This window comes from Amycolatopsis umgeniensis, assembly GCF_014205155.1.
GTDB lineage: Bacteria > Actinomycetota > Actinomycetes > Mycobacteriales > Pseudonocardiaceae > Amycolatopsis > Amycolatopsis umgeniensis.
In genome coordinates, this window is record NZ_JACHMX010000001.1 from 1,805,838 (window position 1) to 1,830,542 (window position 24,705).

The 24,705-nt window shown below is 69.2% G+C and carries 30 protein-coding genes; 11 read left to right on the plus strand and 19 right to left on the minus strand.

The window, feature by feature from the left end:
- The first annotated feature begins 91 nt into the window (after window positions 1-91).
- Window positions 92-682 carry a type II toxin-antitoxin system antitoxin SocA domain-containing protein gene (locus HDA45_RS07940; protein ID WP_184893293.1) on the plus strand — a complete coding sequence of 197 codons (591 nt, stop codon included), beginning with the start codon at window positions 92-94 and terminating at the stop codon, window positions 680-682.
- Entirely contained in the window at window positions 679-1,257 is a 579-nt protein-coding gene (locus HDA45_RS07945) for a Fic family protein (RefSeq protein ID WP_184893295.1), read from the plus strand. The genes HDA45_RS07940 and HDA45_RS07945 overlap by 4 nt, the downstream gene beginning before the upstream one ends.
- Window positions 1,258-1,344: 87 nt before the next feature.
- Here the strand turns inward: HDA45_RS07945 and HDA45_RS07950 are convergent, their stop codons facing one another.
- The 3 genes from HDA45_RS07950 to hisH all read right to left on the minus strand — a co-directional run bounded on the left by HDA45_RS07950 (window position 1,345) and on the right by hisH (window position 3,143).
- Window positions 1,345-1,692: a DUF1330 domain-containing protein gene (locus HDA45_RS07950; RefSeq protein ID WP_184893298.1), complete on the minus strand. Its 348-nt coding sequence runs from the start codon at window positions 1,690-1,692 to the stop codon at window positions 1,345-1,347.
- An 80-nt stretch (window positions 1,693-1,772) separates the two neighbouring features.
- The gene (priA, locus tag HDA45_RS07955) at window positions 1,773-2,510 is read right to left on the minus strand and encodes a bifunctional 1-(5-phosphoribosyl)-5-((5-phosphoribosylamino)methylideneamino)imidazole-4-carboxamide isomerase/phosphoribosylanthranilate isomerase PriA (RefSeq protein ID WP_184893299.1); all 738 of its coding nucleotides are present in this window, start codon (window positions 2,508-2,510) and stop codon (window positions 1,773-1,775) included.
- 9 nt (window positions 2,511-2,519) lie between these two features.
- Window positions 2,520-3,143: an imidazole glycerol phosphate synthase subunit HisH gene (gene hisH, locus HDA45_RS07960; protein ID WP_184905416.1), complete on the minus strand. Its 624-nt coding sequence runs from the start codon at window positions 3,141-3,143 to the stop codon at window positions 2,520-2,522.
- A gap of 135 nt (window positions 3,144-3,278) precedes the next feature.
- On the opposite strand from hisH, the gene HDA45_RS07965 reads away from it, so the two are divergent.
- From HDA45_RS07965 to HDA45_RS07975, 3 genes are all read left to right on the plus strand, one after another.
- The gene (locus HDA45_RS07965; protein ID WP_184893302.1) at window positions 3,279-3,458 is read left to right on the plus strand and encodes a hypothetical protein; all 180 of its coding nucleotides are present in this window, start codon (window positions 3,279-3,281) and stop codon (window positions 3,456-3,458) included.
- Between the two features lie 72 nt (window positions 3,459-3,530).
- Window positions 3,531-4,703 (plus strand): acyl-CoA dehydrogenase family protein, encoded by a 1,173-nt coding sequence (locus tag HDA45_RS07970; protein WP_184893303.1) that lies wholly within the window; start codon window positions 3,531-3,533, stop codon window positions 4,701-4,703.
- A gap of 38 nt (window positions 4,704-4,741) precedes the next feature.
- Entirely contained in the window at window positions 4,742-5,410 is a 669-nt protein-coding gene (locus tag HDA45_RS07975) for an NIPSNAP family protein (protein ID WP_184893305.1), read from the plus strand.
- Here the strand turns inward: HDA45_RS07975 and HDA45_RS07980 are convergent.
- From HDA45_RS07980 to HDA45_RS07990, 3 genes are read right to left on the minus strand one after another with little or no spacing between them, the layout of a single operon-like run.
- Complete coding sequence (locus tag HDA45_RS07980; RefSeq protein WP_184893307.1) at window positions 5,396-5,824, minus strand: NUDIX hydrolase; 429 nt, start codon at window positions 5,822-5,824, stop codon at window positions 5,396-5,398. The genes HDA45_RS07975 and HDA45_RS07980 overlap by 15 nt on opposite strands.
- 10 nt (window positions 5,825-5,834) lie before the next feature.
- On the minus strand, window positions 5,835-6,725 hold the full coding sequence (locus HDA45_RS07985) for a transketolase C-terminal domain-containing protein (protein WP_184893309.1): 891 nt from the start codon (window positions 6,723-6,725) through the stop codon (window positions 5,835-5,837).
- A gap of 4 nt (window positions 6,726-6,729) precedes the next feature.
- Window positions 6,730-7,422: a thiamine pyrophosphate-dependent enzyme gene (locus HDA45_RS07990; protein WP_184893311.1), complete on the minus strand. Its 693-nt coding sequence runs from the start codon at window positions 7,420-7,422 to the stop codon at window positions 6,730-6,732.
- A gap of 52 nt (window positions 7,423-7,474) precedes the next feature.
- On the opposite strand from HDA45_RS07990, the gene soxR reads away from it, so the two are divergent.
- Complete coding sequence (gene soxR, locus HDA45_RS07995) at window positions 7,475-7,936, plus strand: redox-sensitive transcriptional activator SoxR (RefSeq protein WP_184893313.1); 462 nt, start codon at window positions 7,475-7,477, stop codon at window positions 7,934-7,936.
- 46 nt (window positions 7,937-7,982) lie between these two features.
- A complete protein-coding gene (locus HDA45_RS08000; protein WP_184893315.1) occupies window positions 7,983-8,531 on the plus strand; it encodes an RNA 2'-phosphotransferase in 549 nt (182 codons plus the stop codon).
- Here HDA45_RS08000 and HDA45_RS08005 read toward each other — a convergent pair.
- Both HDA45_RS08005 and HDA45_RS08010 read right to left on the minus strand, forming a co-directional pair.
- Entirely contained in the window at window positions 8,528-9,400 is an 873-nt protein-coding gene (locus HDA45_RS08005; protein WP_184905418.1) for a prenyltransferase/squalene oxidase repeat-containing protein, read from the minus strand. The two genes, HDA45_RS08000 and HDA45_RS08005, sit on opposite strands and share 4 nt — an antisense overlap.
- Before the next feature lie 61 nt (window positions 9,401-9,461).
- Complete coding sequence (locus HDA45_RS08010; RefSeq protein ID WP_101609441.1) at window positions 9,462-10,031, minus strand: TetR/AcrR family transcriptional regulator; 570 nt, start codon at window positions 10,029-10,031, stop codon at window positions 9,462-9,464.
- Between the two features lie 160 nt (window positions 10,032-10,191).
- Here HDA45_RS08010 and HDA45_RS08015 point away from each other — a divergent pair, with 160 nt between their 5' ends.
- Window positions 10,192-12,378 carry an MMPL family transporter gene (locus HDA45_RS08015; protein ID WP_184893317.1) on the plus strand — a complete coding sequence of 729 codons (2,187 nt, stop codon included), beginning with the start codon at window positions 10,192-10,194 and terminating at the stop codon, window positions 12,376-12,378.
- A 72-nt stretch (window positions 12,379-12,450) separates the two neighbouring features.
- On the opposite strand, the gene HDA45_RS08020 is transcribed toward HDA45_RS08015, so the two are convergent.
- From HDA45_RS08020 to hisD, 4 genes are all read right to left on the minus strand, one after another.
- A complete protein-coding gene (locus HDA45_RS08020) occupies window positions 12,451-12,606 on the minus strand; it encodes a hypothetical protein (RefSeq protein ID WP_184893319.1) in 156 nt (51 codons plus the stop codon).
- A gap of 75 nt (window positions 12,607-12,681) precedes the next feature.
- The gene (hisB, locus tag HDA45_RS08025; protein ID WP_005155296.1) at window positions 12,682-13,281 is read right to left on the minus strand and encodes an imidazoleglycerol-phosphate dehydratase HisB; all 600 of its coding nucleotides are present in this window, start codon (window positions 13,279-13,281) and stop codon (window positions 12,682-12,684) included.
- The gene (locus HDA45_RS08030) at window positions 13,278-14,378 is read right to left on the minus strand and encodes a histidinol-phosphate transaminase (RefSeq protein WP_184893321.1); all 1,101 of its coding nucleotides are present in this window, start codon (window positions 14,376-14,378) and stop codon (window positions 13,278-13,280) included. Before HDA45_RS08030 ends, hisB begins: the two co-directional genes overlap by 4 nt.
- Entirely contained in the window at window positions 14,375-15,700 is a 1,326-nt protein-coding gene (gene hisD / locus HDA45_RS08035; protein WP_184893323.1) for a histidinol dehydrogenase, read from the minus strand. Before hisD ends, HDA45_RS08030 begins: the two co-directional genes overlap by 4 nt.
- 84 nt (window positions 15,701-15,784) lie before the next feature.
- Here hisD and HDA45_RS08040 point away from each other — a divergent pair, with 84 nt between their 5' ends.
- On the plus strand, window positions 15,785-16,579 hold the full coding sequence (locus HDA45_RS08040; RefSeq protein ID WP_184905420.1) for a nitrilase-related carbon-nitrogen hydrolase: 795 nt from the start codon (window positions 15,785-15,787) through the stop codon (window positions 16,577-16,579).
- Here the strand turns inward: HDA45_RS08040 and HDA45_RS08045 are convergent.
- Entirely contained in the window at window positions 16,527-17,015 is a 489-nt protein-coding gene (locus HDA45_RS08045) for an Lrp/AsnC family transcriptional regulator (RefSeq protein WP_184893325.1), read from the minus strand. The two genes, HDA45_RS08040 and HDA45_RS08045, sit on opposite strands and share 53 nt — an antisense overlap.
- 68 nt (window positions 17,016-17,083) lie before the next feature.
- On the opposite strand from HDA45_RS08045, the gene HDA45_RS08050 reads away from it, so the two are divergent.
- Window positions 17,084-18,007, plus strand: a complete 924-nt coding sequence (locus HDA45_RS08050; RefSeq protein WP_184893327.1) for an SMP-30/gluconolactonase/LRE family protein — start codon at window positions 17,084-17,086, stop codon at window positions 18,005-18,007.
- Here HDA45_RS08050 and HDA45_RS08055 read toward each other — a convergent pair.
- From HDA45_RS08055 to eccB, 3 genes are read right to left on the minus strand one after another with little or no spacing between them, the layout of a single operon-like run.
- The gene (locus tag HDA45_RS08055; protein WP_037309519.1) at window positions 18,004-18,660 is read right to left on the minus strand and encodes a response regulator; all 657 of its coding nucleotides are present in this window, start codon (window positions 18,658-18,660) and stop codon (window positions 18,004-18,006) included. The genes HDA45_RS08050 and HDA45_RS08055 overlap by 4 nt on opposite strands.
- Entirely contained in the window at window positions 18,657-19,379 is a 723-nt protein-coding gene (locus tag HDA45_RS08060; protein WP_221471045.1) for a response regulator, read from the minus strand. The genes HDA45_RS08055 and HDA45_RS08060 overlap by 4 nt, the downstream gene beginning before the upstream one ends.
- Window positions 19,380-19,393: 14 nt before the next feature.
- Window positions 19,394-20,818: a type VII secretion protein EccB gene (gene eccB, locus HDA45_RS08065; protein ID WP_184893331.1), complete on the minus strand. Its 1,425-nt coding sequence runs from the start codon at window positions 20,816-20,818 to the stop codon at window positions 19,394-19,396.
- Between the two features lie 146 nt (window positions 20,819-20,964).
- Between eccB and HDA45_RS08070 the strand changes: the two genes are divergently transcribed.
- Window positions 20,965-22,032: a type VII secretion protein EccE gene (locus HDA45_RS08070; protein WP_184893333.1), complete on the plus strand. Its 1,068-nt coding sequence runs from the start codon at window positions 20,965-20,967 to the stop codon at window positions 22,030-22,032.
- 455 nt (window positions 22,033-22,487) lie between these two features.
- On the opposite strand, the gene eccD is transcribed toward HDA45_RS08070, so the two are convergent.
- Genes eccD through HDA45_RS08085 form a run of 3 tightly spaced genes read right to left on the minus strand, consistent with a single transcriptional unit; the run spans window position 22,488 to window position 24,696 of the window.
- Window positions 22,488-23,864 (minus strand): type VII secretion integral membrane protein EccD, encoded by a 1,377-nt coding sequence (eccD, locus tag HDA45_RS08075; protein ID WP_184893335.1) that lies wholly within the window; start codon window positions 23,862-23,864, stop codon window positions 22,488-22,490.
- Window positions 23,861-24,190: a YbaB/EbfC family nucleoid-associated protein gene (locus tag HDA45_RS08080; RefSeq protein ID WP_233223736.1), complete on the minus strand. Its 330-nt coding sequence runs from the start codon at window positions 24,188-24,190 to the stop codon at window positions 23,861-23,863. The genes eccD and HDA45_RS08080 overlap by 4 nt, the downstream gene beginning before the upstream one ends.
- Window positions 24,187-24,696, minus strand: coding sequence for a hypothetical protein (locus HDA45_RS08085; RefSeq protein ID WP_184905422.1), 510 nt, complete (start codon window positions 24,694-24,696; stop codon window positions 24,187-24,189). Before HDA45_RS08085 ends, HDA45_RS08080 begins: the two co-directional genes overlap by 4 nt.
- Window positions 24,697-24,705 lie beyond the last annotated feature (9 nt).

Below are 24,705 nucleotides of genomic sequence, written 5' to 3' on the forward strand. Positions count from 1 at the left end.
GGTTGCTCGACACCTCCCGCCGGCGACTCTCGAGTGGTCGATCCACGACCACGGCACGGTAGGATGGAGTGAATCAGAGGAGGTGGTAGCCGTGGCCCGTGCACGTGACGTGGCTGCCGCCGTGCTGGCTCACACGGGCTCGATCACGACGATGAAGCTGCAGAAGCTGCTCTATTACTCGCAGGCCTGGCATCTGGTGTTCCAGCACGAACCGATGTTCGACGAGAAGATCGAAGCCTGGCCTCAGGGGCCCGTCACTCCGTCGATCTTCGCCGGGCACCGAAAGCAGTATCAGGTGACGAACTGGCCGAGTGGTCATGCCGGTGCACTGACAGAACCCGAGAACACGACGGTGAACTGGGTAATGGACAAATACGCTCATTACTCGGCTGAAACCTTATCGAGGATGACTCACATGGAGTCCCCGTGGCGAGTCGCGAGAGGAATAGTCGCCGAAAACGAGAAATCCTCCCAGTCGATATCGCACGAACAGATGCGTCACTTCTACGCACGCCAAATCGCCGATGTCGACATCGCGGTCGCTCAGGCGGCAGCCAGCGCGGCCATGGAAGGTGTCGATCTCGATGACGACTGGCAGCGGACTCTCCGCGATGTCGCGACCAGCACACGCACCGCCGACGACTTGATCGCCGAAGAAATAGAGCGAGCCCGTCGGCAGTGAGCGATCCGTACAGCATTCCCGGCGGGAAGTGCCTTCGCAACAAGCTGGACATCGAAGACTCAGAAGTCTTCAAGCAGGTCGAGGCACGCATCGTCAGTATTCGAGACGTCGAGCTCGCTCGTCAAAGTCTCCCTGGCGAATACACCCTTGAGCATCTGCAGAGCTTTCACCATGCGCTCTTCAAAGATGTCTACGACTGGGCCGGAAAGACCCGTACCGTGGACATCTCCAAAGGTACGTCGAAGTTCTGCACCTGGAGATTCGTCGACGAGCAGACGTCGGCCGTGCTGGGAAAGCTCGAAACCGATGGTTGGCTGCTCGGCTTGAACCGGGACAAGTTCCTTGAACGCCTCGCCTGGTACTACTCCGAGTTGAACGCCATGCACCCGTTTCGCGAAGGTAACGGGCGAACCCTGCGCGCCTTCCTGCGGCAACTGTCCGCCGCGGCGGGCTGGCGACTCGACTGGTCCGCGCTCAACAAGGAAGACAACAACGCCGCGTCGAGTCACAGCCTGCAGACGACTCAGACGACCGAACTCGTCAAGGTTCTCGCGCCCGTGATCGTCCGCATGTGATCAAGACGCGGTGTCGCGAAAGCCACTTTCGGGACGTCTGATGTCGCGAAAGTGGCTTTCGCGACATCAGAGTGCCCCCCGCGCCGGTCAAGCGACCTGGAGCGCCCTCAGCTCAGCCGCCATCGCCGCCGAGTCGTGGTCCGCCCCGCATCCGTCCACCAGGATCAGGTCGCCCGGGATGTGGTCCGCCCGCAGGTGCAGGATCTCCTGGTAGGCGGGCGACGCGTACCACTCGCGAGCCGCGGCCAGGCTCGGGAACGAGATCATCACCAACGCCCCGGGCCACTCCCCTTCGAGGACCTCGACCTCGGCCCCGTGCACGAGGAACTTGCCGCCGAAGGGATCGAGCGTGGCCTGGATCCGCTCCAGGTACTCGAAGACCTCTTCGGTCGGTGCTCCGGTGGGGCGAAGGTGGGCGATGCCGTACGCGGTCATGATGTCCTCCCAGGTTTTGTTCTCCTGGAAGGAATCCTGACCGAACGACGGCGTGGCGTCGATTACCCGGGAGGTAAAGCTCAGAACTCCGCGACGGCGGCGAGCGCCTCGGGAAGGGTGAACGCCCCGGCGTAGAGCGCCTTGCCGACGATGGAGCCTTCGACACCGTCACGGGCCAGCGCGGCCAGCGCGCGGAGATCGTCCACACTGGACACGCCGCCGGAGGCGATGACCGGCGCGTCGGTGCGGGCGGCGACCTCGCGGAGCAGGTCGATGTTCGGGCCCTGGAGGGTGCCGTCCTTGCTCACGTCGGTGACGACGTAGCGCTGCGCGCCGTCGCGGTCGAGCCGGTCGAGGACCTCCCAGAGGTCACCGCCGTCCTGCGTCCAGCCGCGAGCGGACAGCCGGTGCCCGGCCTCGGTGATCCGCACGTCCAGCCCGATGGCGACGCGGTCGCCGAAGGAGGAGACGACCTTCGCGGTCCACTCCGGGTCCTCCAGTGCGGCGGTGCCGAGGTTGACCCGGCGGGCGCCGGTGGCCAGCGCGGCCTCCAGCGAGGCGTCGTCGCGGATGCCGCCGGACAGCTCCACCTGGACGTCCAGCTTCGCCACGACCTCGGCGAGCAGTTCGCGGTTGGAACCCTTGCCGAACGCGGCGTCGAGGTCCACCAGATGGATCCACTCCGCCCCGTCCCGCTGCCAGGCGAGTGCCGCCTCCAGCGGGCTGCCATAGGAGGTTTCGGTGCCGGCCTCGCCCTGGACGAGTCGCACGGCCTGGCCATCGGCCACATCAACGGCGGGAAGGAGCGTGAAAGTCACGCGCCCACTCTAAGCGAGGGTGCGGAGCCAGTTGCGCAGCAGGTGCGCCCCGGCGTCCCCGGACTTCTCCGGGTGGAACTGCGTCGCCCACAACGGCCCGTTCTCGACGGCGGCGACGAAGTCCTGACCGTGGTTCGCCCAGGTCACCTTGGGCTGCTGCCCGGCGAGACCGGAGTCCAGTTCCCAGGTCCGCGCGGCGTAGGAGTGCACGAAGTAGAACCGCGTTTCCGCGTCCAGCCCGGCGAACAGCTCCGAGTCCTCGGGCGCGCGGACGGTGTTCCAGCCCATGTGCGGCAGGACGTCGGCTTCCAGCTTGTCGACCGTGCCGGGCCACTCACCGGCGCCCGCGGCCTCCTCGCCGTGCTCGACGCCGCGTTCGAACAGGATCTGCATGCCGACGCAGATGCCCAGCACGGGACGGCCGCCGGCGAGACGTTTGCCGATGATCTTCTCCCCCGAAACCGACAGCAGCCCCTCCATGCAGGCGGAGAAGGCACCGACACCGGGGACGACCAGGCCGTCGGCCTCGAGCGCGGCATGGGGATCGGCGGTGACCTCGACGTGCGCGCCCGCGCGTTCGACGGCGCGTTCGGCGGATCGGAGGTTGCCGGACCCGTAGTCCAGGATCACCACGCTCGGAGTAGCCACGCGCTCAGGTTAGCGGACCGGATTTTCTGCGGATTCCCCGTTTCAACCTTCACTCGTCCGGGTAATAGGCACTCCGAGTGAAAGGCCGGCGCAGGACCGCCCTGCACTTCTGGAGGAACGATGCGGGACGCCGACGAACTGACCGGCCTGCTCCAAGCCTGGCGCGAAGACATCGACAGCGTGCCTTTCCCTACCTTCGCGGAGCTGCTGATCCCCCAGCAGAAGCAGCGCTCCGCTCCCCCGGTGACGGTCTCGGCATCGGTTCAGGTGACGAAGACCACCGGATGGCGCGATCGCTGACACTCGACTCCGGTCCAGTGTGTGGTTTTCTTCATAGAGCCACGCACCGCCGAGCCGACCAGGAGTGACCGCATGAGCAGCAGCCCGGATCCGCGCGATTTCCTCGATCTCGACGCCGAGCTCTCCAGCGAGGACCGGGCCATCCGTGACGCCGTGCGTTCCTACGCGCACGATCAGCTCCTGCCGAACGTCGCCGAATGGTACGAAACGGGCGCTCTGCCCGCCGCCGAACTCGCCAAGGGATTCGGGCAGCTGGGGCTGCTCGGCATGCACCTGGAGGGTTACGGCTGCGCCGGGACCAGCGCCGTCGCCTATGGCATCGCCTGCCGCGAACTGGAGGCCGTCGACTCCGGGCTGCGCAGCTTCGTCTCGGTACAGGGTTCGCTGGCGATGTACGCGATCCACAAGTGGGGCACCGAGGACCACAAGCAGGAGTGGCTGCCGCGGATGGCCGCCGGCGAGGCGCTCGGCTGCTTCGGCCTGACCGAACCGGACGCGGGCAGCGACCCCGGCGCCATGCGGACCCGCGCGGTCCGCGACGGCTCGGACTGGCTGCTCAGCGGCACGAAGATGTGGATCACCAACGGAACGGTGGCCGACGTCGCGGTCGTGTGGGCGCAGACCGACGAGGGCGTGCGCGGTTTCGTCGTCCCCACGAACACCCCCGGCTTCACCGCGAACGAGGTCAAGCACAAGTTGTCGCTGCGGGCCTCGCTGACCGCGGAACTCGTGCTCGACGGCGTCCGCCTGCCGGAGTCCGCGGCGTTCCCCGAGGTCAGGGGCCTGCGCGGGCCGCTGTCCTGTCTGAACGAGGCGCGCTACGGGATCCTGTTCGGCGTCGTCGGCGCCGCTCGCTCCTGCTACGAATCCGCGCTGGAGTACACGCTGAGCCGTGAACAGTTCGGCAAGCCGCTCGCCGGGTTCCAGCTCACCCAGCGCAAGCTCGCCGACCTCGTGGTCGAGGTCAACCGCGCCGGGCTGGTCGCGCTGCGGATCGGGCGGCTCAAGGACGCCGGGACGCTGCACCACAACCACGTCAGCTTCGGCAAACTCGCCAACGTCCGCTCCGCGCTGGAGGTCGCCAGGACCGCGCGCGCCATGCTCGGCGCCAACGGGATCTCGCTGGAGTACCCGGTGATGCGGCATATGTCGAACCTCGAAACCGTGCTGACCTACGAAGGCACCGAAGAGATGCACGCGCTTTCGCTCGGTCAGTCGGTCACCGGGATCGCCGCCTTCCGCTGAGCCCGGAAACTGTCGGTGCGCACCTCTAGGGTCCGCGCATGACCGATTTCGCCGAGTTCCAGTCCGTCGTCGAGCTGCGCCGGTACACGCTGCACCCCGGCCGCCGGGACGAGCTGGTCGAGCTCTTCGAGCGTGAGTTCGTGGAGACACAGGAAGCCGTCGGCATGCGCCTGTTCGGCCTGTTCCGTGAACCGGCGGAGCCGGACAAGTTCCTGTGGCTGCGCGGTTTCCGGGACATGGAGAGCAGGCGGGCGGCCCTGGAGTCGTTCTACTACGGGCCGGTGTGGCGTGCGCACGGCCCGGCGGCGAACGAGACGATGATCGACGCTTCGGACGTCCTGCTGCTGCGGCCGTCCGGGCCGGGATTCCCCGTTCCGGACGGCGCCGAGGCTTCCCGCCTCGTCGTGACGGTGTGCCATCCCACGGGACCGGTCAAGGAGTTCTCCGAGTACTTCGCGGACACCGTGGCTCCGGCGCTGCGGGAGTCCGGTGTGGAAACGTTCGGCCACTTCGAGACGGAGCCCGCCGAGAACACCTTTCCCCGGCTTCCCGTGCGGGAGAACGAGATGGTGTTCGTCTGGTTCGCCAAGTTCGGTGACGCGCACCGGGAACTCCTCGACCGGACGGGTGCCGAACTCGAAGGCAGGCTCGAACGCCCGTGGCGGCAACTGGAACTGGCACCGACAGCGCGGTCAGTCCTGCGCTGAGAGGAGGTCCGCGAGCCCGTCCGGATACAGGATCGCCTTGCCGTTCGCCACGTCGGCCATCGGCAGCCAGTGCACGCGCGCGCCGTCGTCGAGCACGACGCCGACCTCGTCACGCTCGTAGAACGCTTTGTCGGTCAGGTCGGCGGTGAACAGGAACACGATCTCGTGCCCCGGCCTGCCTTCGAAGGTGAACACGTTCTCCAGTACGGCGATCTGCTCGACAGCGGTCAGCTCCGCCGCGAGCTCCTCCTGGAATTCGCGGTGCAAAGCCTCGACGGCGGTCTCCCCGAACTCGATCCCGCCGCCGAGCGGACGGTGGTAGGTCTCCCCCTTGGCGTTGTCACGGCCTTCGAACACGAGAAGGTCTTCACCGCGGCGGATGACCCCGAGCACGAGCGGGCGGATCTTCGTCATCCTGGTGACGCTAGCGGAGGAATTCCTTGACCGACAAGGTGATCGAACCGGCGTCGAGGCCGTGCGCGAGGTCGTGATCGGCCATTTCGCCGTAGATCCGGACTTCGGCGTCACGACGGACACCGAGCGAGAGCAGCCGGTGCGGCGATTCGGACAAGGCGTCCGACACCGCGTGCGCCGACGTTCCCGCGAGGTAGGGCTCGATCAGCACGACGTCGCTCGACCCCGTGGCCTCGACGGCCGAACGCAGGCCCGCGGCGTCGAACGGCCGGATCGTCGAGGTGTAGAGCACGGTCACGTCGAGATCGGCCGTCGCTTCCATCGCCCGGTCGAGCATCGGCCCGACGGCGAGCACGACACCTCGGCCGCCCTCGCGCAACGTCTGCAATCCGGCGCCCAGATGCGGTTTCGCGTTCTCCTGCGCGGAAAGCCGGAGGTACACACGACCGTTGCCGGGGATCGACTCCAGCAGCAGCCGCCGCGCCTCCTCGGGATGACCGGGCACGTGCACGGTCCAGCCCGGCAGCGTGTCGATGAGGGCGACGTCCCCGGGCGCCTGATGGGTCCGCCCGGCGGTCGGCATGTCGTAGGACGCGCCGGAAGACACCAGTACGGCGCCGACGTCCTGATGCCCGAGGTCGAGTTTGACCTGCTCGAAAGCCCGCTCCACGAGGAACGACGAGAAGGTGTGGACGATCGGGCGCATCCCGGCCAGCGCCAGCCCGCCCGCGGTGCTCATCATCAGCTGTTCGCGGATGCCGACGTTGAGCACCCGGTCCGGATGCTTCCTGGCGGCGAAAGCGAGTTGTGCCGCGGAAATGTCGGCGAGGACGACGGCGACGTTCGGGTCGGTGTCGAGCACCTCGGCGGCGGCGTCGAGGAACGTCTCACGCATGTTCACGGTTTCAGGCCTTTCGCTCGACGGTCGCGACCACGGCGAGCGGCCGGTCCGGATGGGGTGTGGTGAAGGCTTCGTAGAGCGCTTCGTGATCGCGGCCGTCGACGGTGCGGGTCACCCAGCCCTCGACCTCGAACCGGCGCGCGATCCCGCCCGGCCAGCCGTGGGTGGCCGAGGAGTTGTCGACGACCACGACGGTCAGCTGCGGCATGCCGATGCGGCCCGCCACCGCGATGGCCTCGGAGTTGGAGCCCTCGTCGAGTTCCGCGTCCCCGACGAGGGTGACGACCTTGGCGTCACGGAACCCCTTGGCGCGCAGCCCGAACACGGTGCCGATGGACAGCGGGAGCCCGTGCCCGAGTGAACCGCTGGCGATCTCGGCGCCGGGCACCCTCGCGCGGTCGGGATGGTGCCCGAGGCGGGATTCGGCCGAAGTCCACCCGGCGAGTTCGTCCTCCTGGATGAAGCCCTTCTTCGCCAAGACGGCGTAGTAGGCCATCGGACCGTGTCCCTTCGACAGCAGGAAGCGGTCACGGCCCGGATCACGGAAGGTCTCCGGGGTGATGTCGAGCACACGATCGTAGAGCACCCACAAGACGTCCACAGTGGACTCCGCGGCCGCCTGGTGCTTCTCGTCCCCGGTCATCAACGCGATCAGCCGCGGCAGATCCTCGTAGCCGGTCCTGGTGTCAGTGGTCATGAACCGAGGTTGCAACCTCGACTTAGGTCGAAGTCAAGGCTAGCCTGGCGACGTGACGAGATTGGCTGAACACCTGAGCATCGGGCAGGTCGCCGACCGCAGCGGCGTGCCCCATACGGCTTTGCGTTTCTACGAGGACAAAGGGCTGATCAGCTCGGAGCGTTCGGCGGGCAACCAGCGGCGGTATCCGCGTTCGGTGCTGCGCCGGATCGCCTTCATCCGTGCCGCGCAGCGGGTCGGCCTCAGCCTGGACGACATCAGCTCGGCTTTGGAGTCCTTACCCAGGGACCACGCCCCCACCAAGGCCGACTGGGCACGCCTTTCCCGTGGCTGGCAGGACGAGCTCGACGCGCGGATCGACGCGCTGCAGCGCCTGCGCGACAGGCTGACCGGATGCGTCGGCTGCGGCTGCCTGTCCCTGCGCAGCTGCGGGCTCTACAACGCCGACGACCAGATGTCCCGATTCGGTCCCGGCGCGGGCAAACTGCGCCCGGCCTCCGAGGGCGGCATCTGAATTCCGTTGCCACGCGGGTGCCGGGTATGCGTCACTGGGACGCGAAATGGACAAGAACAACCTCATCCGAGTCTCGAAACGGCTCTCCCGGCACCTGCGGCACGCACCCGGCGACATCGGCATCACCCTGACCCCTGACGGCTGGGTCGACGTCGGCACCCTCTTGGCCGCCCTGCGGCGGAACGGGCTGGACCTGACCCGCGACCAGCTCGACGAAGTGGTGGAAGGCAACGACAAACGCCGGTTCGCCTTCGACGAAAGCGGGCTGCGGATCCGCGCCAGCCAGGGCCACAGCGTCGACGTCGACCTCGCGCTGCCCGCCGCCACCCCACCCGGCACGCTCTATCACGGCACCGTGGCCCGGTTCCTCGACGCGATCCTGTCCGAGGGGCTCCGGCCGATGAAGCGGCACGCCGTGCATCTCTCGGCGAACCTCGCGACCGCGCGCACGGTCGGGGGCAGGCGCGGTGCCCCGGTCGTGCTCCTGGTCGACGCGCGGGGCATGACGGCCGCCGGGCACGAATTCCAGGTGAGCGCGAACGGCGTCTGGCTCACCGCCGCCGTCCCGCCGGGGTTCCTGCGCCGCCTCCCCTAGACCAGGCCGTTGCCCCGCAGGAGCGACAACGTGTTCACGGTGAACAGCCCGTTCCACTCCAGCCCGGCCGCGGGCGAGTAGCTAATGTAGTCGACCCGCCAGCCGCCGTCGTCGTGCTGGCCTCCGGCCACCCGCCGCAGATCCGCTTCGACGACGTCCGGCCGGAAGAGCTTCCGTGCCGGACCGTCCGGCCTCGGGGCGAAGTCGAGCGGGCGCATGGCCTCGCCCTCTATCCCGCCGCCGACGGCGAGCACGCCGTCGTCCGGGATGAACCGGCCGAGTTTCTCGACCAGATGTGCCTCGCCCAGCGCGTCCACCAGTTTCATCGCGAAAGCGAGCACGAGCGCGTGCGGTGCCTCGTCGAGCTTTTCGATCTCGTGGAGGCAGTAGCGCGTGGCCTTCGCCAGCCACGGATGCGCGGCGACCGCGGGGTCGTGCGCCGCGACGCGCCGTGCGGTGACCGCGACGATCGCCGTGATCTGCAGCGAGGAGACCGAAGGGTCCGCGCTCGCCCAGAACGGCGCGCTGCCGGACGGATCCGGCATCGGCAGGGCGAACGGGATCCCGCCGTCCGGCAAGGAGATCGACGCGAGCCAGTCGCACAGTTCGGCCGCGCGCGGGCTGCTCGCCGGGCCGACGTCGGCGAAGACCTCGAAAGCGTGCAGCGCGCCGCCGGGCTGGCTGGTCGCCGAGCGGCAGTCGGGTTCGAGCCCGTGTCCGTAACCGCCGTCGGGATTGCGGTATCCCTCCAGCGCGGCGAGCGCCGACGCCGGATCACCGTCGCGGAAGAGGACCTCGAAACGCCGCTTGTCGAGCAGCCGGGCTCGCGTGGCCATGAAGGTGGCCGCCGCGTTCAGATCGATGTTCATGAGCTTGGTGTTCATGAACACAGCGTCGCGCGGATCGCGGCGGCTGTCTTGAACACATCGGTCACGTGCGTCGGCGCGGACGGTTGTAGAGCTTGCGGCCGACGCCGAGGAGCGTTTCGCGCAGTGTTTCGTCGTCGAGCGAGGCGACCTCGGGCGAGCCGCCGGCGATGGCGATACCCGCCAGCAGTACCTGCGCCGTCACGATCGCGGTGAGGTCCGGATCCGGGCCGACCAGGACCTCCAGCAGCCGGTTCTTGAAGCTCTCGGAGCTGTGCACGGACTTCTCGATCGCGCGGGCGATGCCGGGATCGCTGGAGAACAGCGCGACCAGTGCGCGATGCCGCACCACGAGGTCGACGAAACCGTCGAGCAGATGATCGATCTGCGCGCCCCGCGTGCGCTGGGCGCGGGCGTCGTCGACGATGCCTTCCAGCTCCAGCAGCACGGGCTCGGCGACGGATTCGGTGATCTCCGCCTTCGTCTTGAAGTGGTAGTAGACGGCGGCCTTCGTGACGCCGAGGGCGTCCGCGATCATCTGCAGCGAGGTGCCTTCCACGCCGTGTTCGGTGAACAACCGCAACGCCGTACCCAGTAGTCGCGTGCGGGTGTCCTCCGCGTGGACGACGTCCATGATCCCTCCTCTTCCAGCCGTCGGAGATTACGTCAAGCGTGGCCGTCGAGCCAAACGAGTACTAGCCGTGCGGCTAGTCACACACTTGCCGATCGGCTTGTAGCTCACTAGCCGATCGGCTAGCTTGGAATGAACCTGATCGAGTGAACGGGAGACTTTTGTGGCCAGCTTCCTGTACCGCCTGGGCCGGTTCTCGTTCCGGCGCCGGGCACTGGTGGCGGCGGTGTGGGCCGTTGTCCTGGTGGCCCTCGGCGCGGGAGCGCTGACCCTGTCCGGCCAGCTTTCGAACTCGGTGACCATCCCCGGCACCGAGTCGCAGAAGGCGATCGACCAGCTCGCGGACCGGTTCCCGGAGGCCGCCGCCGGTGGCGCCACCGCCCGCGTCGTGATCTCCGCGCCCGCCGGCCAGGACATCACCAAGGAACCCGGTCAGGCCGCGATCGCCGGCATCGTCACCGGACTCGAGAACGCGCCGAAGGTCGCCGGTGTGATCAACCCGCTGCAGGTGCAGGCGATCTCGCCGGACAAGCACGTCGCGCTGGCGCAGGTCAGCTACCGAGTCCCGGGTTTCGAGCTCACCGACGCCGACCGCGAGGGCCTGATGGCCGCGGCGGACCCCCTCCGGAAGGCCGGGTACACGGTGGAATTCGGCGGTGACGCCGTCCAGGCGATGCCCGCCACGAACGCCACCGAAGGCCTCGGTGTCGCCGTCGCCGCCGTCGTCCTGATCATCACCTTCGGCTCGCTGCTCGCGGCCGGGATCCCGCTGCTGACCGCGCTCATCGGTGTCGGCATCGGCATGGCGGGGATCACCACGGCGTCCGGTTTCCTCGAGCTGAACACGAACACGCCGGTGCTCGCGCTGATGATCGGCCTCGCCGTCGGCATCGACTACGCGCTCTTCATCGTTTCCCGTTATCGGCACGAACTGAGCCTCGGCCGCGATCCGGAAGAGGCCGCCGGACGCGCCACGGGTACGGCCGGATCCGCCGTGGTGTTCGCCGGGCTGACCGTGATCATCGCGCTGGCGGGACTGACCGTCGTCGGCATCCCGTTCCTCGGTGAGATGGGTGTCGCCGCGGCGATCACCGTCGCCATCGCGGTCGTCATCGCGCTGACCCTGCTCCCCGCCATCCTCGGCTTCGCGGGCGGCAAACTGGCGGGCGGCAAGATCCGCTTGCGCCGCAAGGAAGGCGCGACGACGCACGGCGAGCGCTGGGCGAGTTTCGTGGCCCGCCACCGGATCCCGGTGCTGATCGCCGCGATCGCCGGTCTCGCTGTCGTCGCCGTCCCGGCCGCGAGCATGCAACTCGGCCTCCCGAACGACAGCACCGCCGCGCCGGACACCACCCAGCGCAAGGCCTACGACACCGTCAGCCGCAGCTTCGGCGAGGGCGCCAACGGCCCGCTGGTGATCGTCGTCGACCTGGCGGGCAGCGCCGACCGGCAGGCCGCGCTCCAGCAGGCCTCCACCCGGATCAGCGGACTCGGGGAACGCCCGATCGTCACGCCGGCGAAGGTCAACCGCGACGGTGACCTGGCACTGCTGACCGTCATTCCGAAGAGCGGCCCGAGCAGCACCGCGACCGAAGACCTCGTCAGCGACATCCGCGGCCTGAACGCGGGACTGGGCACGGCCACCGGCGCGTCGCTGGCGGTGACCGGGCAGACCGCGGCGAACATCGACGTCTCGGAGAAACTCGCCGACGCGATGCTGCCCTATCTCGCGCTGATCGTCGGGCTCGCGTTCCTGTTGCTGATGCTGGTGTTCCGCTCGATCGTGGTTCCGCTGAAGGCGACGCTGGGCTTCCTCGGCTCCGTGGTCGCGACGTTCGGCGCCGTGGTGGCCGTGTTCCAGTGGGGCTGGCTCACCGACCTGCTCGGCGTGAAGACGACCGGGCCGATCATGAGCATGCTGCCGATCCTGCTGATCGGCGTGCTGTTCGGGCTCGCGATGGACTACCAGGTGTTCCTGGTGACGCGGATGCGCGAGGAGTACGTCCACGGCGCCGACCCGCAGCAGGCGATGGTCACCGGTTTCCGGCACGGCTCCCGCGTCGTGGTCGCCGCCGCGCTGATCATGATCAGCGTGTTCGCCGGGTTCGTCCTCGCGGAGTCCTCCCTGATCCAGTCGATCGGGTTCGCGCTGGCCTTCGGCGTGCTGGTGGACGCGTTCGTGATCCGGATGACCATCGTGCCCGCGCTGATGTCGCTGCTCGGGCGCGGTGCCTGGTGGCTGCCGAAGTGGCTGGACCGCGTGCTGCCCGATGTCGACGTCGAAGGCGAGAAGCTCACGAAGCAGCTCGACGCTCCTGACGAGCGGGAACTGGTCGACGCCGCGAAGTAAGTACATGAAGGCCCCCTTCCTTGCGTCTAGCGCAAGGAAGGGAGCCTTCATGTACTTCCGGAGGAGGTCTGACTACGCCAGCCAGGCGATGGCGCCGCCGATCGCCAGCAGCGCGCCGATGCCCAGCACCACGGCCAGGAACTTGACGCTCTTCCAGGTCGCGTAGACGCCGCCGATCAGGAAGCCGCCGAGCGCGAGCAGCAGCACGGCGATGGTCGAGTTACTCATGCCCGTCAGGCTGCCACACGCCGACGCGCCCGACCGCCCCGGGTACTCACCGCGTTTAGTCCTCTGAATGCGGCGTCAGAGGACGCCCTTCGTGGACGGGATGCCGCCCGCGCGCGGGTCCGGCTCGGTGGCGGCACGCAGAGCGCGCGCGACGGCCTTGTACTCGGCTTCCGCGATGTGGTGCGGATCCCGGCCGTGCAGCACGCGTACGTGCAGCGCGATCTGGGCGTGGAACGACAGCGAGTCGAACACGTGCCGCGTCAGCACGAACGGGTAGTTCCCGCCGATGGTGAAGCTGTTGAACTGCTCCGGCTCGCCGAGGTGCACGCAGTACGGGCGCCCGGAGACGTCGATCGCGGCGTGCGCGAGGGTTTCGTCCATCGGGATCCACGCGTCGCCGAACCGGCGGATGCCGCTTTTGTCGCCCAGCGCCTGGCGCAGCGCCTGGCCGAGCACGATCGCGGTGTCTTCGACGGTGTGGTGCGCGTCGATGTGCACGTCACCGGTCGCCTGCACCTTGAGGTCGAGCGAGCCGTGCACGCCGAAAGCGGTGAGCATGTGGTCGTAGAACGGGACACCGGTGTCGATCTCCACCTGTCCCGTGCCGTCCAGGTCGAGCTGGACCGAAATGGACGATTCCCTGGTGGTGCGGTCCACCTTGCCGACGCGACTCATCGCGGCACCTCCTTGCTGGCCTCGAGAAAGGCGTCGTTCTCTTCCGGCGTCCCGATGGTCACCCGCAGGTGCCCTTCGATGCCGACGTCCCTGATCAGCACACCGTTGTCCAAATAGGACTTCCAAGTCGCGGGGGCGTCCGCGAACCGTCCGAAGAGGACGAAGTTCGCGTCACTCGGGACGGGGGTGAATCCCAAGCCCAGCAAGGCTTCCACCACCCTGTCGCGTTCGGCCGCGAGTTTGGCGACCGAGGCCAGGGTGGCGTCCGCGTGCCGCAGCGCCGCCCGCGCGGCCGCCTGCGTGAGCTTCGAGAGGTGGTACGGCAGCCGCACCAGCTGCAAGGCGTCGACGATCGCGGGGGCGGCCGCCAGGTAGCCGAGCCGCCCGCCCGCGAAGGCGAACGCCTTGCTCATCGTGCGCGAAACGACGAGCTGCGCCGGATACTCCTCGAGCAGTTCGAGGGCGCTCGGTTGCGACGAGAACTCCGCGTACGCCTCGTCGACCACCACGATGCCCGGCGCCGCCTCGAGCAGCTCGCGCAGTTCGCCGAACGGGATCGAGCCGCCGGTCGGGTTGTTCGGGCTGGTCACGAACACGATGTCCGGACGGCGTTCGCGCACGAGCGCGGCGGCCTTCTCGGTGTCGAGCGTGAAATCGTCGCGGCGCGGTGCCGGCAGCCACTCGGTGCGGGTGCCCGCCGAGATGATCGGGTGCATCGAGTACGACGGCTCGAACCCGAGCGCCGAGCGGCCGGGGCCGCCGAAGGCCTGCAGGATCTGCTGCAGGATCTCGTTGGACCCGTTGGCGGCCCACACGTTCGACTCCGAAACCAGCACGCCGGTGGACACCGCGAGGTAGTCCGCGAGGTCCTGCCGCAGCGCGACGGCGTCGCGATCCGGATAGCGGTGCAGCGAAGCGGCCTCGGCTCGGACGGCCTCGGCGACGTCGGCCACCAGCTCGTCCGGCGGCGGGTACGGGTTTTCGTTGGTGTTGAGCCGGATCGGCACGTCGAGCTGCGGTGCGCCGTACGGGGTCTTGCCCCGCAGGTCGTCCCGCAGCGGAAGCGCGTCGAGCGTGATCTCCTCGCCGATGGTCATGCCCGCTCCCCCTCGAACCGCGCCGTGATGGCCTCGCCGTGCGCGGGCAGGTCCTCGGCGTTGGCCAGCGCGACGACGCGGCCGGCGATCTCGCGCAGCGCGTTCTCGTCGTAGTCGACGATGTGCACGCCCTTGAGGAAGCTCTGCACCGAAAGCCCCGACGAGTGCCGCGCGAAACCACCGGTGGGCAGCACGTGATTCGACCCGGCGCAGTAGTCGCCGAGCGAAACCGGCGCGTACGCCCCGACGAAGATCGCGCCCGCGTTGCGCACGCGGGCCGCCACCGAACGCGCGTCCGCGGTCTGGATCTCCAGGTGCTCCGCGGCGTATGCGTCGACGACACGGAGACCGTCGTCCACAGTGGACACCAGGATGATGCCGGACTGCTTGCCGCTCAAGGCCTCCGTCACGCGCTCGGCGTGTTTGGTCGCGGCCACGCGGCCGGTCAGTTCCTTGTCCACCGCGTCCGCGAGTGCCCCGGACGTGGTGACCAGCACGCTCGCGGCGAGCGGATCGTGCTCGGCCTGGCTGATCAGGTCGGCGGCGACGTGCACCGGGTCGGCGGTCTCGTCGGCGAGGATCGCGATCTCGGTCGGGCCCGCCTCGGAGTCGATGCCGATGATGCCGCGCAGCAGCCGCTTGGCCGCGGTGAGGTAGATGTTGCCGGGCCCGGTGACGATGTCGACCGGCTCCAGCGTCGCGCCGTCGGTGTCGGTGCCGCCGTACGCGAGCAGCGCGACGGCCTGCGCGCCGCCGACGGCCCACACCTCGTCGACACCGAGCAGTTCGGCGGCGGCCAGGATCGTCGGGTGCGGGAGCCCGCCGAACGCGGCTTGCGGCGGCGAGCACAGCACGAGGGTGCCGACGCCGGCGATCTGCGCCGGGACGACGTTCATCACCACGGTCGAGGGGTACACCGCGAGCCCGCCCGGCGCGTACAGCCCGACGCGCTCGACCGGGATCCACCGCTCGGTGACGGTGCCGCCGTCGACGACCTCCGTCGTGACGTCCTGACGGCGCTGATCGCCGTGGACCTTCCTGGCGCGGACGATCGACTCCTCCAGCGCCTCGCGGACGGCCGGGTCCAGGTTCTCGAGCGCGCTGGTGAGCTCCGCGGCGGCAACGCGGACGCCGCCGGGGCGGACCTTGTCGAACTTCTCGGTGTACTCGAGAACCGCCTCGACGCCGCGATCGCGGACCGCCTCGACCACCGGCCTGACGTGATGCAGCGCCGCGTCCACGTCGTACTCGGCACGCGGGAGCGTGCTCCTGAGTTCGGCAACGGACGGGACCTGTCCACGCAGGTCGGTACGGTTCAGCATGCCTCCAGGGTACGAGGTGGCCCGATCGCGCCGAGCAGGCACACTGGGGTGGTGACCAGCGATCCCACGATGAGGGAGGCCGCCGTGCCGCGAATCGGGTTGTGCCAGCTCACAACCGCCGAAGATCCCGAAACGAACCTGAAGCTGATTCGCGAAGGCGTGGCGGCCGCGGCGGCCGACGGCGCGCGGATCGTGGTCTTCCCCGAGGCGACGATGGCGCGCTTCGGCGTCCCGCTGAAACCCCTCGCGCAACCTTTGGACGGTCCGTGGGCGTCCACTGTGGCGGCGATCGCCGAGGAGCACGGCGTCGTGATCGTCGCGGGCATGTTCACGCCGTCGCCCGACGGGCGCGTGAGCAACACGCTGCTCGTCACCGGCGCCGGGCAGCACTTCGGCTACGACAAGATCCATCTGTACGACGCGTTCGGGTTCGCCGAGTCCGACACGGTCGCGCCGGGGACCGCTCCGGTCACCTTCGAGGTCGACGGGGTCACCTTCGGCGTCGCGACCTGTTACGACATCCGCTTTCCCGAACTGTTCCGGAAGCTGGCCGACGACGGCGCCGACATCGTCCTCGTGCCGACGTCCTGGGGCGCGGGCGAGGGCAAACGCGAGCAGTGGGAGGTTCTGGTGCGCGCCCGGGCGCTCGACTCCGGCTCCTGGGTCCTCGGCTGCGGGCAGGCCGATCCGGCCGCGAGCGGGACTTCGGTGCATCCGAAGGCGCCGACCGGGATCGGCTACTCGACGGTTTCCGACGGCTTCGGCCGCGTCCACGTCCAGCTGGGCGCCGGGCCGGAAACGGTGGTCGTCGACGTGGATCCGGCGGTCAGCGGGAAGGCCCGGGCGGCGACGGGCGCACTGGCGAATCGTCGCCTTTAGCGTCCACGGAGCGCTCGAAGAACGATTCGAGCACCACGATCGTCTGTGTGCCGGTGACGCCTTCGATGGCGTACAGCCTGCGCAAAGACGCCTGCAGCTCCTCGGTGGTCGGCGCGCGCACCTTCACCAGGAGCGAGGCAGGGCCGGCGATGATGTGCGCCTCCACGACCTCCGGCAACGCCTCCAGTGCCGCTTTGGTGGGCGGATCACCCATCCACGAACCGGCCTCGACCAGCACGAACGCCATCACCCCGCGACCGACGGCCGCCGGATCGACGTCGACGGTCGTGCGCCGGATGACGCCCTGCTCACGCAGCTTGCGGACCCGTTCGTGCGCGGCGCCCGCGGAGAGTCCGACCGCCTTGCCGAGTGCGGCATACGCCTGAGTCGCGTCCTGCTGCAACTCGGTGAGCAGTATGCGATCCACCTCATCCATGGGTTGACCGTATCAGGTTCAGCAGTTCATGATTATGGTGATATTTCGTTCAGATCACTGGGGTGGGCATGGACAAGGTCAAGGCGCGTTTCGAGGTCCTCGACGAGCGGTTCGCGCGCGTCAACGGCGACGAGTGGATGCAACGGCTGCACACCGGCTGCCGGTGGACCGAGGGGCCCGCCTACTTCCCCGCCGGCCGGTACCTGGTCTTCAGCGACATCCCGAACGACCGCGTCCTGCGCTGGGACGAGACCACGGGCGCGGTCGGCGTGTTCCGCGAGCCGGCCGGATTCCACAACGGGCACACCGTCGACCGCCGGGGCAGGCTCGTCAGCTGTGAACAGGGCGGTCGCCGGGTGACGCGCACCGAGCACGACGGCACGACCACCGTCCTCGCGGAGACCTATCGGGGCAAGAAGTTCAACAGTCCCAACGATGTCGTCGAGAGTTCCGACGGCGCGATCTGGTTCACCGATCCCAGTTACGGGATCGACAGCGATTACGAGGGCCATCGGGCCGAGAGCGAGATCGGCGCCTGCCACGTCTACCGCGCCGACCCGGTGGACGGTTCGGTGCGGATCGTCGCGGACGACTTCACGCGTCCGAACGGGCTGGCCTTCTCCCTCGACGAAGCGCTGCTCTACATCGTGGACACCCGGCAGAACCCCAGTCACATCAGGGTTTTCTCGGTGGACGGCGGAAAACTCTCCGGCGGGGAGATCTTCGCGACCTGCGACGCCGGCGTCTTCGACGGCGTACGCCTGGACGCGGACGGCCGGATCTGGGCCGCCGCGCACGACGGCCTGCACTGCTTCGCGCCCGACGGCACGCGGATCGGGAAACTGCACGTGCCGGAGGTCTGTTCGAACCTGACGTTCGGCGGGCCGCGGCGGAACGATCTGTTCGTGACCGCTTCCAGCTCGGTCTACACGCTGCGGGTGAACTTCTCGGGCCCCGCGTTTAGTCCTCTGGATGCGGTCTTTGCGAGCTAGCGCAGCAGGCCCTCGCGGATCGCCACCCGCACGAACCCGGCACGCCGCCGTTCCCCGGTCTTGTCCCGGATCCGGTCGAGATAGGACCGCACGGTCCGCACGCTGATGTTCAGGATCTCCGCCACGTCGACATCCCGTTCACCGGCCGCGACCAGCCGCAGGACCTGCTTCTCCCGTTCGGACAGAACGATCTTGGGTCCGGCGTGGCGGTCTTCGCTGTCCTGGATGATCATCCCGGCCAGCGTCGGCGACACGTACGCGTTGTCGTCGGCGATGGTGCGGATGGCGCGCAGGAGCTCGTCCCCGTCGACGTCCTTGGAGAGAAAACCCTTCGCCCCGGCCTGCATGGCGCCCAGCACCTCGGGCTGCTCGGCGTGCGCGGACACCACGAGCACCTTGTGCCCCATCTGCCCCACTTCGAGCACGGCGGCGGCGTCCTGGACACCGCGCAGCTTGAGGTCGAGGACGACGACGCTGCCCGGAGGCTGCTCCTGGACGGCGAACCGTGCGACGGAGTCGGCGACGGCGCCCAGCGCGATGTCGGGCGCTTCGGTGAGCACACGTGCGACGGCGTCCCGGTACAGCGGATGATCCTCGATCACCCCGACGTTGATCGGCGTGGTGCGTTTCGGCTGCTGCTCGTCTGCGTTCACCGGCGTCCTTCGAATCCGCCCGCGTCGTCGCGGGGCGCGACCGGCCGAGACGGGCCGGGCACCTCCGGCGGAGACGCGAGCCCGAGCTGGATGGCCTTGCGGACCAGACCGGCCCGCCTTCTCTCTCCGAGTTTGTCACGGATCCGGTCCAGGTAACCACGGACCGTCCGGACCCCGATACCCAGGATGCGGGCGATGTCGACGTCGCGTTCACCCGCCGCGACCAGCCGCAGGACCTGCTTCTCCCGAGCGGAAAGCGCGACGTCGGGAGCCGCGACGGGGCGGTCGGCGTTGTCCTTGATGATCATTCCGGCCACCACCGCGGATACGTAGGCCCGGCCCTGCGCGACCGTCCTGATCGCGGTCAGCAGTTCGTCGACGTCGACGTCCTTGGACAGGAATCCCTTGGCACCGGCGGCGATCGCGCCGAGCACCTGTTCGGATTCCGCCTGCGCGGACACCACGAGCACGTGATGCCCCAGTTCGCACACCTGGAACACCGCGGCCGCCCCGGCGATCCCCGGCAGGCCGAGGTCGAGCAGCACCACGCTGCCGGGCGGCTGCGGATGGACGTGGAACCGGGCCACCGAATCGACCACGGCGCCCAGTTCGATCCCCTCGGCCTCGGTGAGGACCCGGACCACGGCGTGCCGGTACAACGGATGGTCCTCGATCACCGCGACGTCGACCCGGTCGGTCTCCGGCCTGTCTTCAGTCATCTGCACGTTCCCGCTCACCCCGTCCCACCTGCCGCGGACACCGCACGGCCCGCCTGCCCTGGATCCAGCGCGGGTCCGCGCGGAACCAGTGCCAGCAACCCATTCGGAACCGGTTGCCGTTCGGCTTGGCCGTATCCGAGTGAAGCGAGTGCCTCAGTGCTCGCCACCGGATACTTCAGGCCCGTGTCGGTCACGACGTAGACCGTGCCGGAACCGGATTCCGTCACCACCGCGCCTCCCGACGGAGGCACGAAAACCGCGTCGGCGACCAGCGCGTTCGTCCGCGCCGTCACCGGGATCGCCTTCGCACCTTGCGGCAACGGGACCTGTGCGGAGATAACGATTCGAGAACCCTGCGCGCATAGCGTCACGGACTGTCCGGTAACGGGCGCTTTTCGCGGGATCCGGTCCGGATACTCCGCGGGATCGGCCCCGCCGGTCCTCGCCGCGCCGACCTTCGGCACCGCGGCGACGTCGGCCGCGCGCACCGCGACGGGGGCCGGGACGCCGGCGTAGGCGTCCGCGTTCTGCGGCGTGTTGATCAACAGGCTCGCTTCGGTCTGGCCGATCGGCTCGAGCCCTTCGGCACGGACGAGGTAGTACGACGTCGCGTCGTTGGGTGACGCCATCGCGTCGATGACGCCGAGCACCGAACCGACCTTCGTCGTGGTGCCGCCGACCTTCGGACCGGCCCGCCCGGCGTCGTCGACCGCGCGGTAGGCCAGATCGCGTCCGGCGGCGACGGTGCCGATCCACCGGGAGGACACCGCGATCGCCGGGTAGGTGTCGAACTGCAACGCCGTGGCGGCCTCCGCGGTGAGCTTGTAGCGGCGTCCCGCCGTCACCAGAAAACGCTCGCCCTCGGGAACGCGGACCACGACGGCCTGATCCTTCGGCAGGTCGACCCCGGCGGCAGGCGCGCCGAGGAGCACCGTCGTCTCCGGTTCGGCCGACGCGGGCGCGTCCTGGGTCGTCCGTGAGCAGCTCGTCCACGCGGCTTTCACCAGCGAGGCCGACGCCGGCAGCGAATCAGGGGCGCCGGGGATGCCGATCTGCGCGCCGCGCGGCGCCTTCGCGAGCTTGTCGGCTGGGACGGTCACAGTGGCCTCGCCGTTGCCGCCCGCCATCAGCCGCGCGGAGGAGTAGTTGAGCACGGGGTGCAGCGCGCCGTCCTGGCCGAGGATGTAGCGCGCGCCGGTGCCCTCCTCGACGATCACCTTGCCGCCCGCCAGCCAGTCCTTGCCGCCGGAGGGGTTCAGCAGGCCGATCACGCCGAAGACCGCGGTGATCAGCAGCGCCACGCCGAGACCGCACAGGGTTCCGATGACCAGCCTGCGGCTCGGGGCGACCGGATGATTGGCGTCCGCCGAGACCAGTGCCGAAACCAGTCTCCTCCGGAGGAATTGGTAGGCCTGGATCTGGTCCCGCTGCGTCCACACGCTCCCGTCCCCCGCCGTTCGTACCCACCCCGTTCGAGGGTGCTCACGTTAGGTTCCGACCCGGCTCGCGGTGAGGGTAATTTTTACGCCCTCCCGCGCACGGGAGCCCACTACCGTCGGGCGCGTGCACGGAGGAGGGGAATTCCTTGTCGGTTGACGCCCCAGCGGTGGAGACACCCCGAGCGGCTCGCGGCCCCGCGGGCACGGCGCCGTTGCCTTGGCTGCTGCCGATCCGCCCGCTGCAGGCGGCGCTCTGGGAGATCGCCGGGATCGCGATCTTGCTGGCCCTCGCCGTCGACGGGATCCCCCAGGCCGTGTGGATCAGTATCACCGTCGCGGCCGGTGTCCTCGTGCTGACGACGTCGATCCGCTTCGCCGGACGTCACGCCGCGGGCTGGCTGCTCACCTGGGCGGGATACCGGCTGAAGCGTCGCGACAAGAACGAGGTCCCCGATCCGCTGCACCGGCTCGCCGGCCCCGTCCGGGTGCGCCAGCACGTCGACCGCGCGGGAAACCGCTTCGGCGTCGCCGAGGTCCGCGACGGCTGGAGCGCCATCGTGCGGCTCACCCCCGGCGCGATGTCACCCGGACCGGACGCCTTGGTCGGAATCCTGCGCGAGGCCTACGCGAACACCGGGATCCCTTTGTCCAGCGCGCAACTGCTGACCTGGACGGTCCCCAGTGGACAGTCGGTGCTCCGGGTCCGCTGGCTCACCGTCCGGTACCGCCCCGAGGACGCGCCGATCGCGGCGCTCGCCCGCGGCGGTGGCGAACTGGGCGCGCTGCGGAGCACCGCGTGCGCGGCGTTGTCACTGATGGGCGCGCTGGCCGAAGCGGGTTTCGAGAGCACCGTGCTCGAAGCCGGTGAGGTGGCGGAGGAACTGCGTGTCGCGCTCGGGAGTGGACGGGACGCGCCGGTGAACGGGTGGCGTTCGTGGGACTGGGGCGGCGCGTCGCAGGTCTGCTACCGGCCGCGGTCGGAGCGGGATCTCGCGCGGACACTCGATCTTCACGTCCCGGGCTCGGCGTTCACCGCGACTTCGTACACGCTGCACCGGACCCCTGGCGGCCGGGAGAAGTCCGAGGTGACCATCCGGGTCGGCGGACGGCCGGGAGCGGAAACGGTGCGGCCCGGCGGGATCGCGGTGACCCCGCTGCACGGACGGCAAGCCGCGGCGGTCCGGCGGACCCTGCCGCTGGCGCTGGAGGACTGAGGGGACTGTCCGTGAAGGATTCCTTTCCTCTCTGAGGGTAGGGAAGGAGTCCTTCACGGACGTAACGCGTTTAGTCCTCTGGATGCGGTACTTGCACGCGCAAGTACCGCATCCAGAGGACTGATTGAGGAAGGGCAAACGTGGCGTGTTCGGGCGGGGTGGGCGTTCACGCGTGATCGGGCGGCGTTCACGCGTGTTTGGGGGGCGATCACGTGTGATTGGAGACGGATCTCGCGTGATCGGGCGGCGATCATGGATTCCCGCGATTCCGCCACACGAATCTCCCGGGACGTCGCGAAAGCCACTTTCGCGACATCAGACGTCCCGAAAGTGGCTTTCGCGACACGGCCACTCGGCATCGAACGCGGCGAAGGACGCCTTCATCCCCGTAGCCGGCCTCGCCCACGAAAACGCCACCTCTGACTTACCTCTCGACAAATGCACAGAAAAGGGAGTCAGCCCCGCACGGCCTCGTAGACCCCGGCGATCATGCCGACGAACGGGATCAGCGAGAGCAGCACGAGGAACTCGGTGATGTCGAGAGTCCTTGCCCAGTAAGGCGAACGACGTCCTTTCGCGACACGCGTCGCGTAGGTGAGGCAGACGCCCGCCGCGACGACGACGGCGCAGCCCGCGCCGAACACGAACGAACGCGGCCCGCCCGCGGCGAGCCAGAAGGCGCCCGCCGCCAGGGCCGCCGCGCCGAAACCGATCAGCACGACCCGCTGCGAACGGCCGGCGAACGCGCGCGAGCGCAACATCAGCGCCAGCCCCAGCAGCCCGCACAGGCCCGCTTCCCAAGCCCCGCCGGAAGACGCCAGGACCACCGAAGCCGAGACCACGGTGAGCCCGAGCGCGACGAGCAGCCCGGTCAGCAACGCCTGCGCGTAGGTCGTCCCGCCGATCATGTCCTCGCCGAGCGAAGGGTTCTCGTCGGCACGGAACGCGTCCATGTCGTCGGGCACCCGGGGCAGCGGCAGCCTGCCGAGCCGCAGCGCCATCATCGGCGCCACCGCGGCCAGCCCCGTCGCCACGACGGCGACCACGGCGGCCGCCGAAACCGCGCGCACGTCGGCCAGCAGGACGATGGCGGTGGTGATCGCGCCGAGTCCGGCCGCCACGGTCACCGCGACGAACCACGGCAGCCGGTCCGCCACCGAAACGGCCGCGATCACGCCGTACACGGTCACCACGGCGAGCCCGGCGGCCAACGGTCCCGCGGACAGGGAGAACAGCGGATGCGGCGGCAGGATCGACATCCCGGCCAGCAGTGCCGCGCCGACCCCGGCGAGCGCGCCGGCGGCACCGGCCTCCGCGTCGCCGTACGCGCGGCTCAACGCGCCGCCGCCCAGCACCAGCACCAGTGCGAGCAGCCCGGTCCCGATCGGCGCCAGCACGCTGCCTGACGCCGCCGCCTGCACCAGCAGGCCACCGGCGAGCAGCAGCACCACGGACGCGACGATGCCCGCCTTGCGCGCCACCGACGGTCCCCACCGGCCGGTGCCCGACTCGGCGACGCTGGCGATCGAATCGACGACGTCGTCGAACAGCAGCGGACCCCGCGGGCGTTCCCGCGGGGTCAGATGGAGGACTTCGCCGTCGCGCACCTGGGCCGCGGCGACGGTGAGCCCGAGCGCGAGAGGGGCGCCGCCCAGCCGTGACAGCACCCAACCGGGATTCTCGGCCGACGCCTGTCCCGAAGCGCCCGCGAGCCGCACGAGCTGCGGGACGAGTTCGGCGAACGTGCTCTGCTGCGGCAGCGCCACATCGACCCGCGCCCGCGGTGTCACCACCGTGACGCGCCGGGTGGAGCCCGCGATCGCGGCCGTCATGCTTCGATCGACTTGGCGGACTCGATGACCGGGGCGAATTTGGCGCTGCTGGCCTCGGCCAGTTTCTGCAGCCCGTTGTTGACCGCCTCCAGCACGATCTCCGAGAGGTTGCGTGCGTCGTACTGGCGCAGCGCGCGCGGGTCGATGTCGATCGAGGTGAACCGGCCGTCACCGCGCAGCACGACGGTGACCTCGTTCTGCCGCGAGTGCGCCTTGACCTCCATCGCCTCGACCGAACGCTGGATGCGCTGCACCTCTTCGGTCTGCTTGCGGACCTGGTCCAGCAACTCGTCCATGTCCGGCATGGCGTAGGGGTCGGTGGTCACGAGTCTTCTCCTTCATCTGCGGTGAAATCCCGTCGGACGTGGACACTGCCCACGAACCGCCGGAAGTCGTCGCCGAGGCGGCGGGCCGCCTCGGGCGTTGCGGTGCAGGCGATCTCGAGGATCAGCCGCTCGGCCGGGCTCGCACCCGGCACGGTCAGCTGCACCTGCGTCTGGATGAGATCCTGCCCTTCGCCGGTGCGGATGCGCAGCACCTGCGTCACCCCGGGCGCGAGCCCGGTGCCGATCACCTTGCGCCGCACCACTTCGAGCGCCGCCATGGTCCGGCCGAGCCGTTCGACGGCCTCGTCGGCGATGTCGGTGATCTGCGCTTCGTCCGGCCGCTGACCGACGCTCAAGGTGATGTTCGGGGTGAACTCCGCGTCCGGGACGGAGTGCACGGCGACGAAGACCGCGCCCTCGGCGCCGACCGACGCGGGTTCGACCGGCACCCAGCCCTCGGGGATGTCGAATCCGAGCGGGAGGGAAACCCGGTCCTGTGTGGCCATCTCGCTCAT

Bases quoted from the DNA above. Each gene is read 5' to 3' on its own strand.
- HDA45_RS07950 (WP_184893298.1), bottom strand. From the start codon at position 1,692: ATGACCGCGTACGGCATCGCCCACCTTCGCCCCACCGGAGCACCGACC.
- HDA45_RS07965 (WP_184893302.1), top strand. From the start codon at position 3,279: ATGCGGGACGCCGACGAACTGACCGGCCTGCTCCAAGCCTGGCGCGAA.
- HDA45_RS07970 (WP_184893303.1), top strand. From the start codon at position 3,531: ATGAGCAGCAGCCCGGATCCGCGCGATTTCCTCGATCTCGACGCCGAG.
- HDA45_RS07975 (WP_184893305.1), top strand. From the start codon at position 4,742: ATGACCGATTTCGCCGAGTTCCAGTCCGTCGTCGAGCTGCGCCGGTAC.
- HDA45_RS07980 (WP_184893307.1), bottom strand. From the start codon at position 5,824: ATGACGAAGATCCGCCCGCTCGTGCTCGGGGTCATCCGCCGCGGTGAA.
- HDA45_RS07990 (WP_184893311.1), bottom strand. From the start codon at position 7,422: ATGACCACTGACACCAGGACCGGCTACGAGGATCTGCCGCGGCTGATC.
- HDA45_RS08000 (WP_184893315.1), top strand. From the start codon at position 7,983: ATGGACAAGAACAACCTCATCCGAGTCTCGAAACGGCTCTCCCGGCAC.
- HDA45_RS08005 (WP_184905418.1), bottom strand. From the start codon at position 9,400: ATGAACATCGATCTGAACGCGGCGGCCACCTTCATGGCCACGCGAGCC.
- HDA45_RS08010 (WP_101609441.1), bottom strand. From the start codon at position 10,031: ATGGACGTCGTCCACGCGGAGGACACCCGCACGCGACTACTGGGTACG.
- HDA45_RS08020 (WP_184893319.1), bottom strand. From the start codon at position 12,606: ATGAGTAACTCGACCATCGCCGTGCTGCTGCTCGCGCTCGGCGGCTTC.
- hisB (WP_005155296.1), bottom strand. From the start codon at position 13,281: ATGAGTCGCGTCGGCAAGGTGGACCGCACCACCAGGGAATCGTCCATT.
- HDA45_RS08030 (WP_184893321.1), bottom strand. From the start codon at position 14,378: ATGACCATCGGCGAGGAGATCACGCTCGACGCGCTTCCGCTGCGGGAC.
- hisD (WP_184893323.1), bottom strand. From the start codon at position 15,700: ATGCTGAACCGTACCGACCTGCGTGGACAGGTCCCGTCCGTTGCCGAA.
- HDA45_RS08045 (WP_184893325.1), bottom strand. From the start codon at position 17,015: ATGGATGAGGTGGATCGCATACTGCTCACCGAGTTGCAGCAGGACGCG.
- HDA45_RS08050 (WP_184893327.1), top strand. From the start codon at position 17,084: ATGGACAAGGTCAAGGCGCGTTTCGAGGTCCTCGACGAGCGGTTCGCG.
- HDA45_RS08060 (WP_221471045.1), bottom strand. From the start codon at position 19,379: ATGACTGAAGACAGGCCGGAGACCGACCGGGTCGACGTCGCGGTGATC.
- eccD (WP_184893335.1), bottom strand. From the start codon at position 23,864: ATGACGGCCGCGATCGCGGGCTCCACCCGGCGCGTCACGGTGGTGACA.
- HDA45_RS08085 (WP_184905422.1), bottom strand. From the start codon at position 24,696: ATGGCCACACAGGACCGGGTTTCCCTCCCGCTCGGATTCGACATCCCC.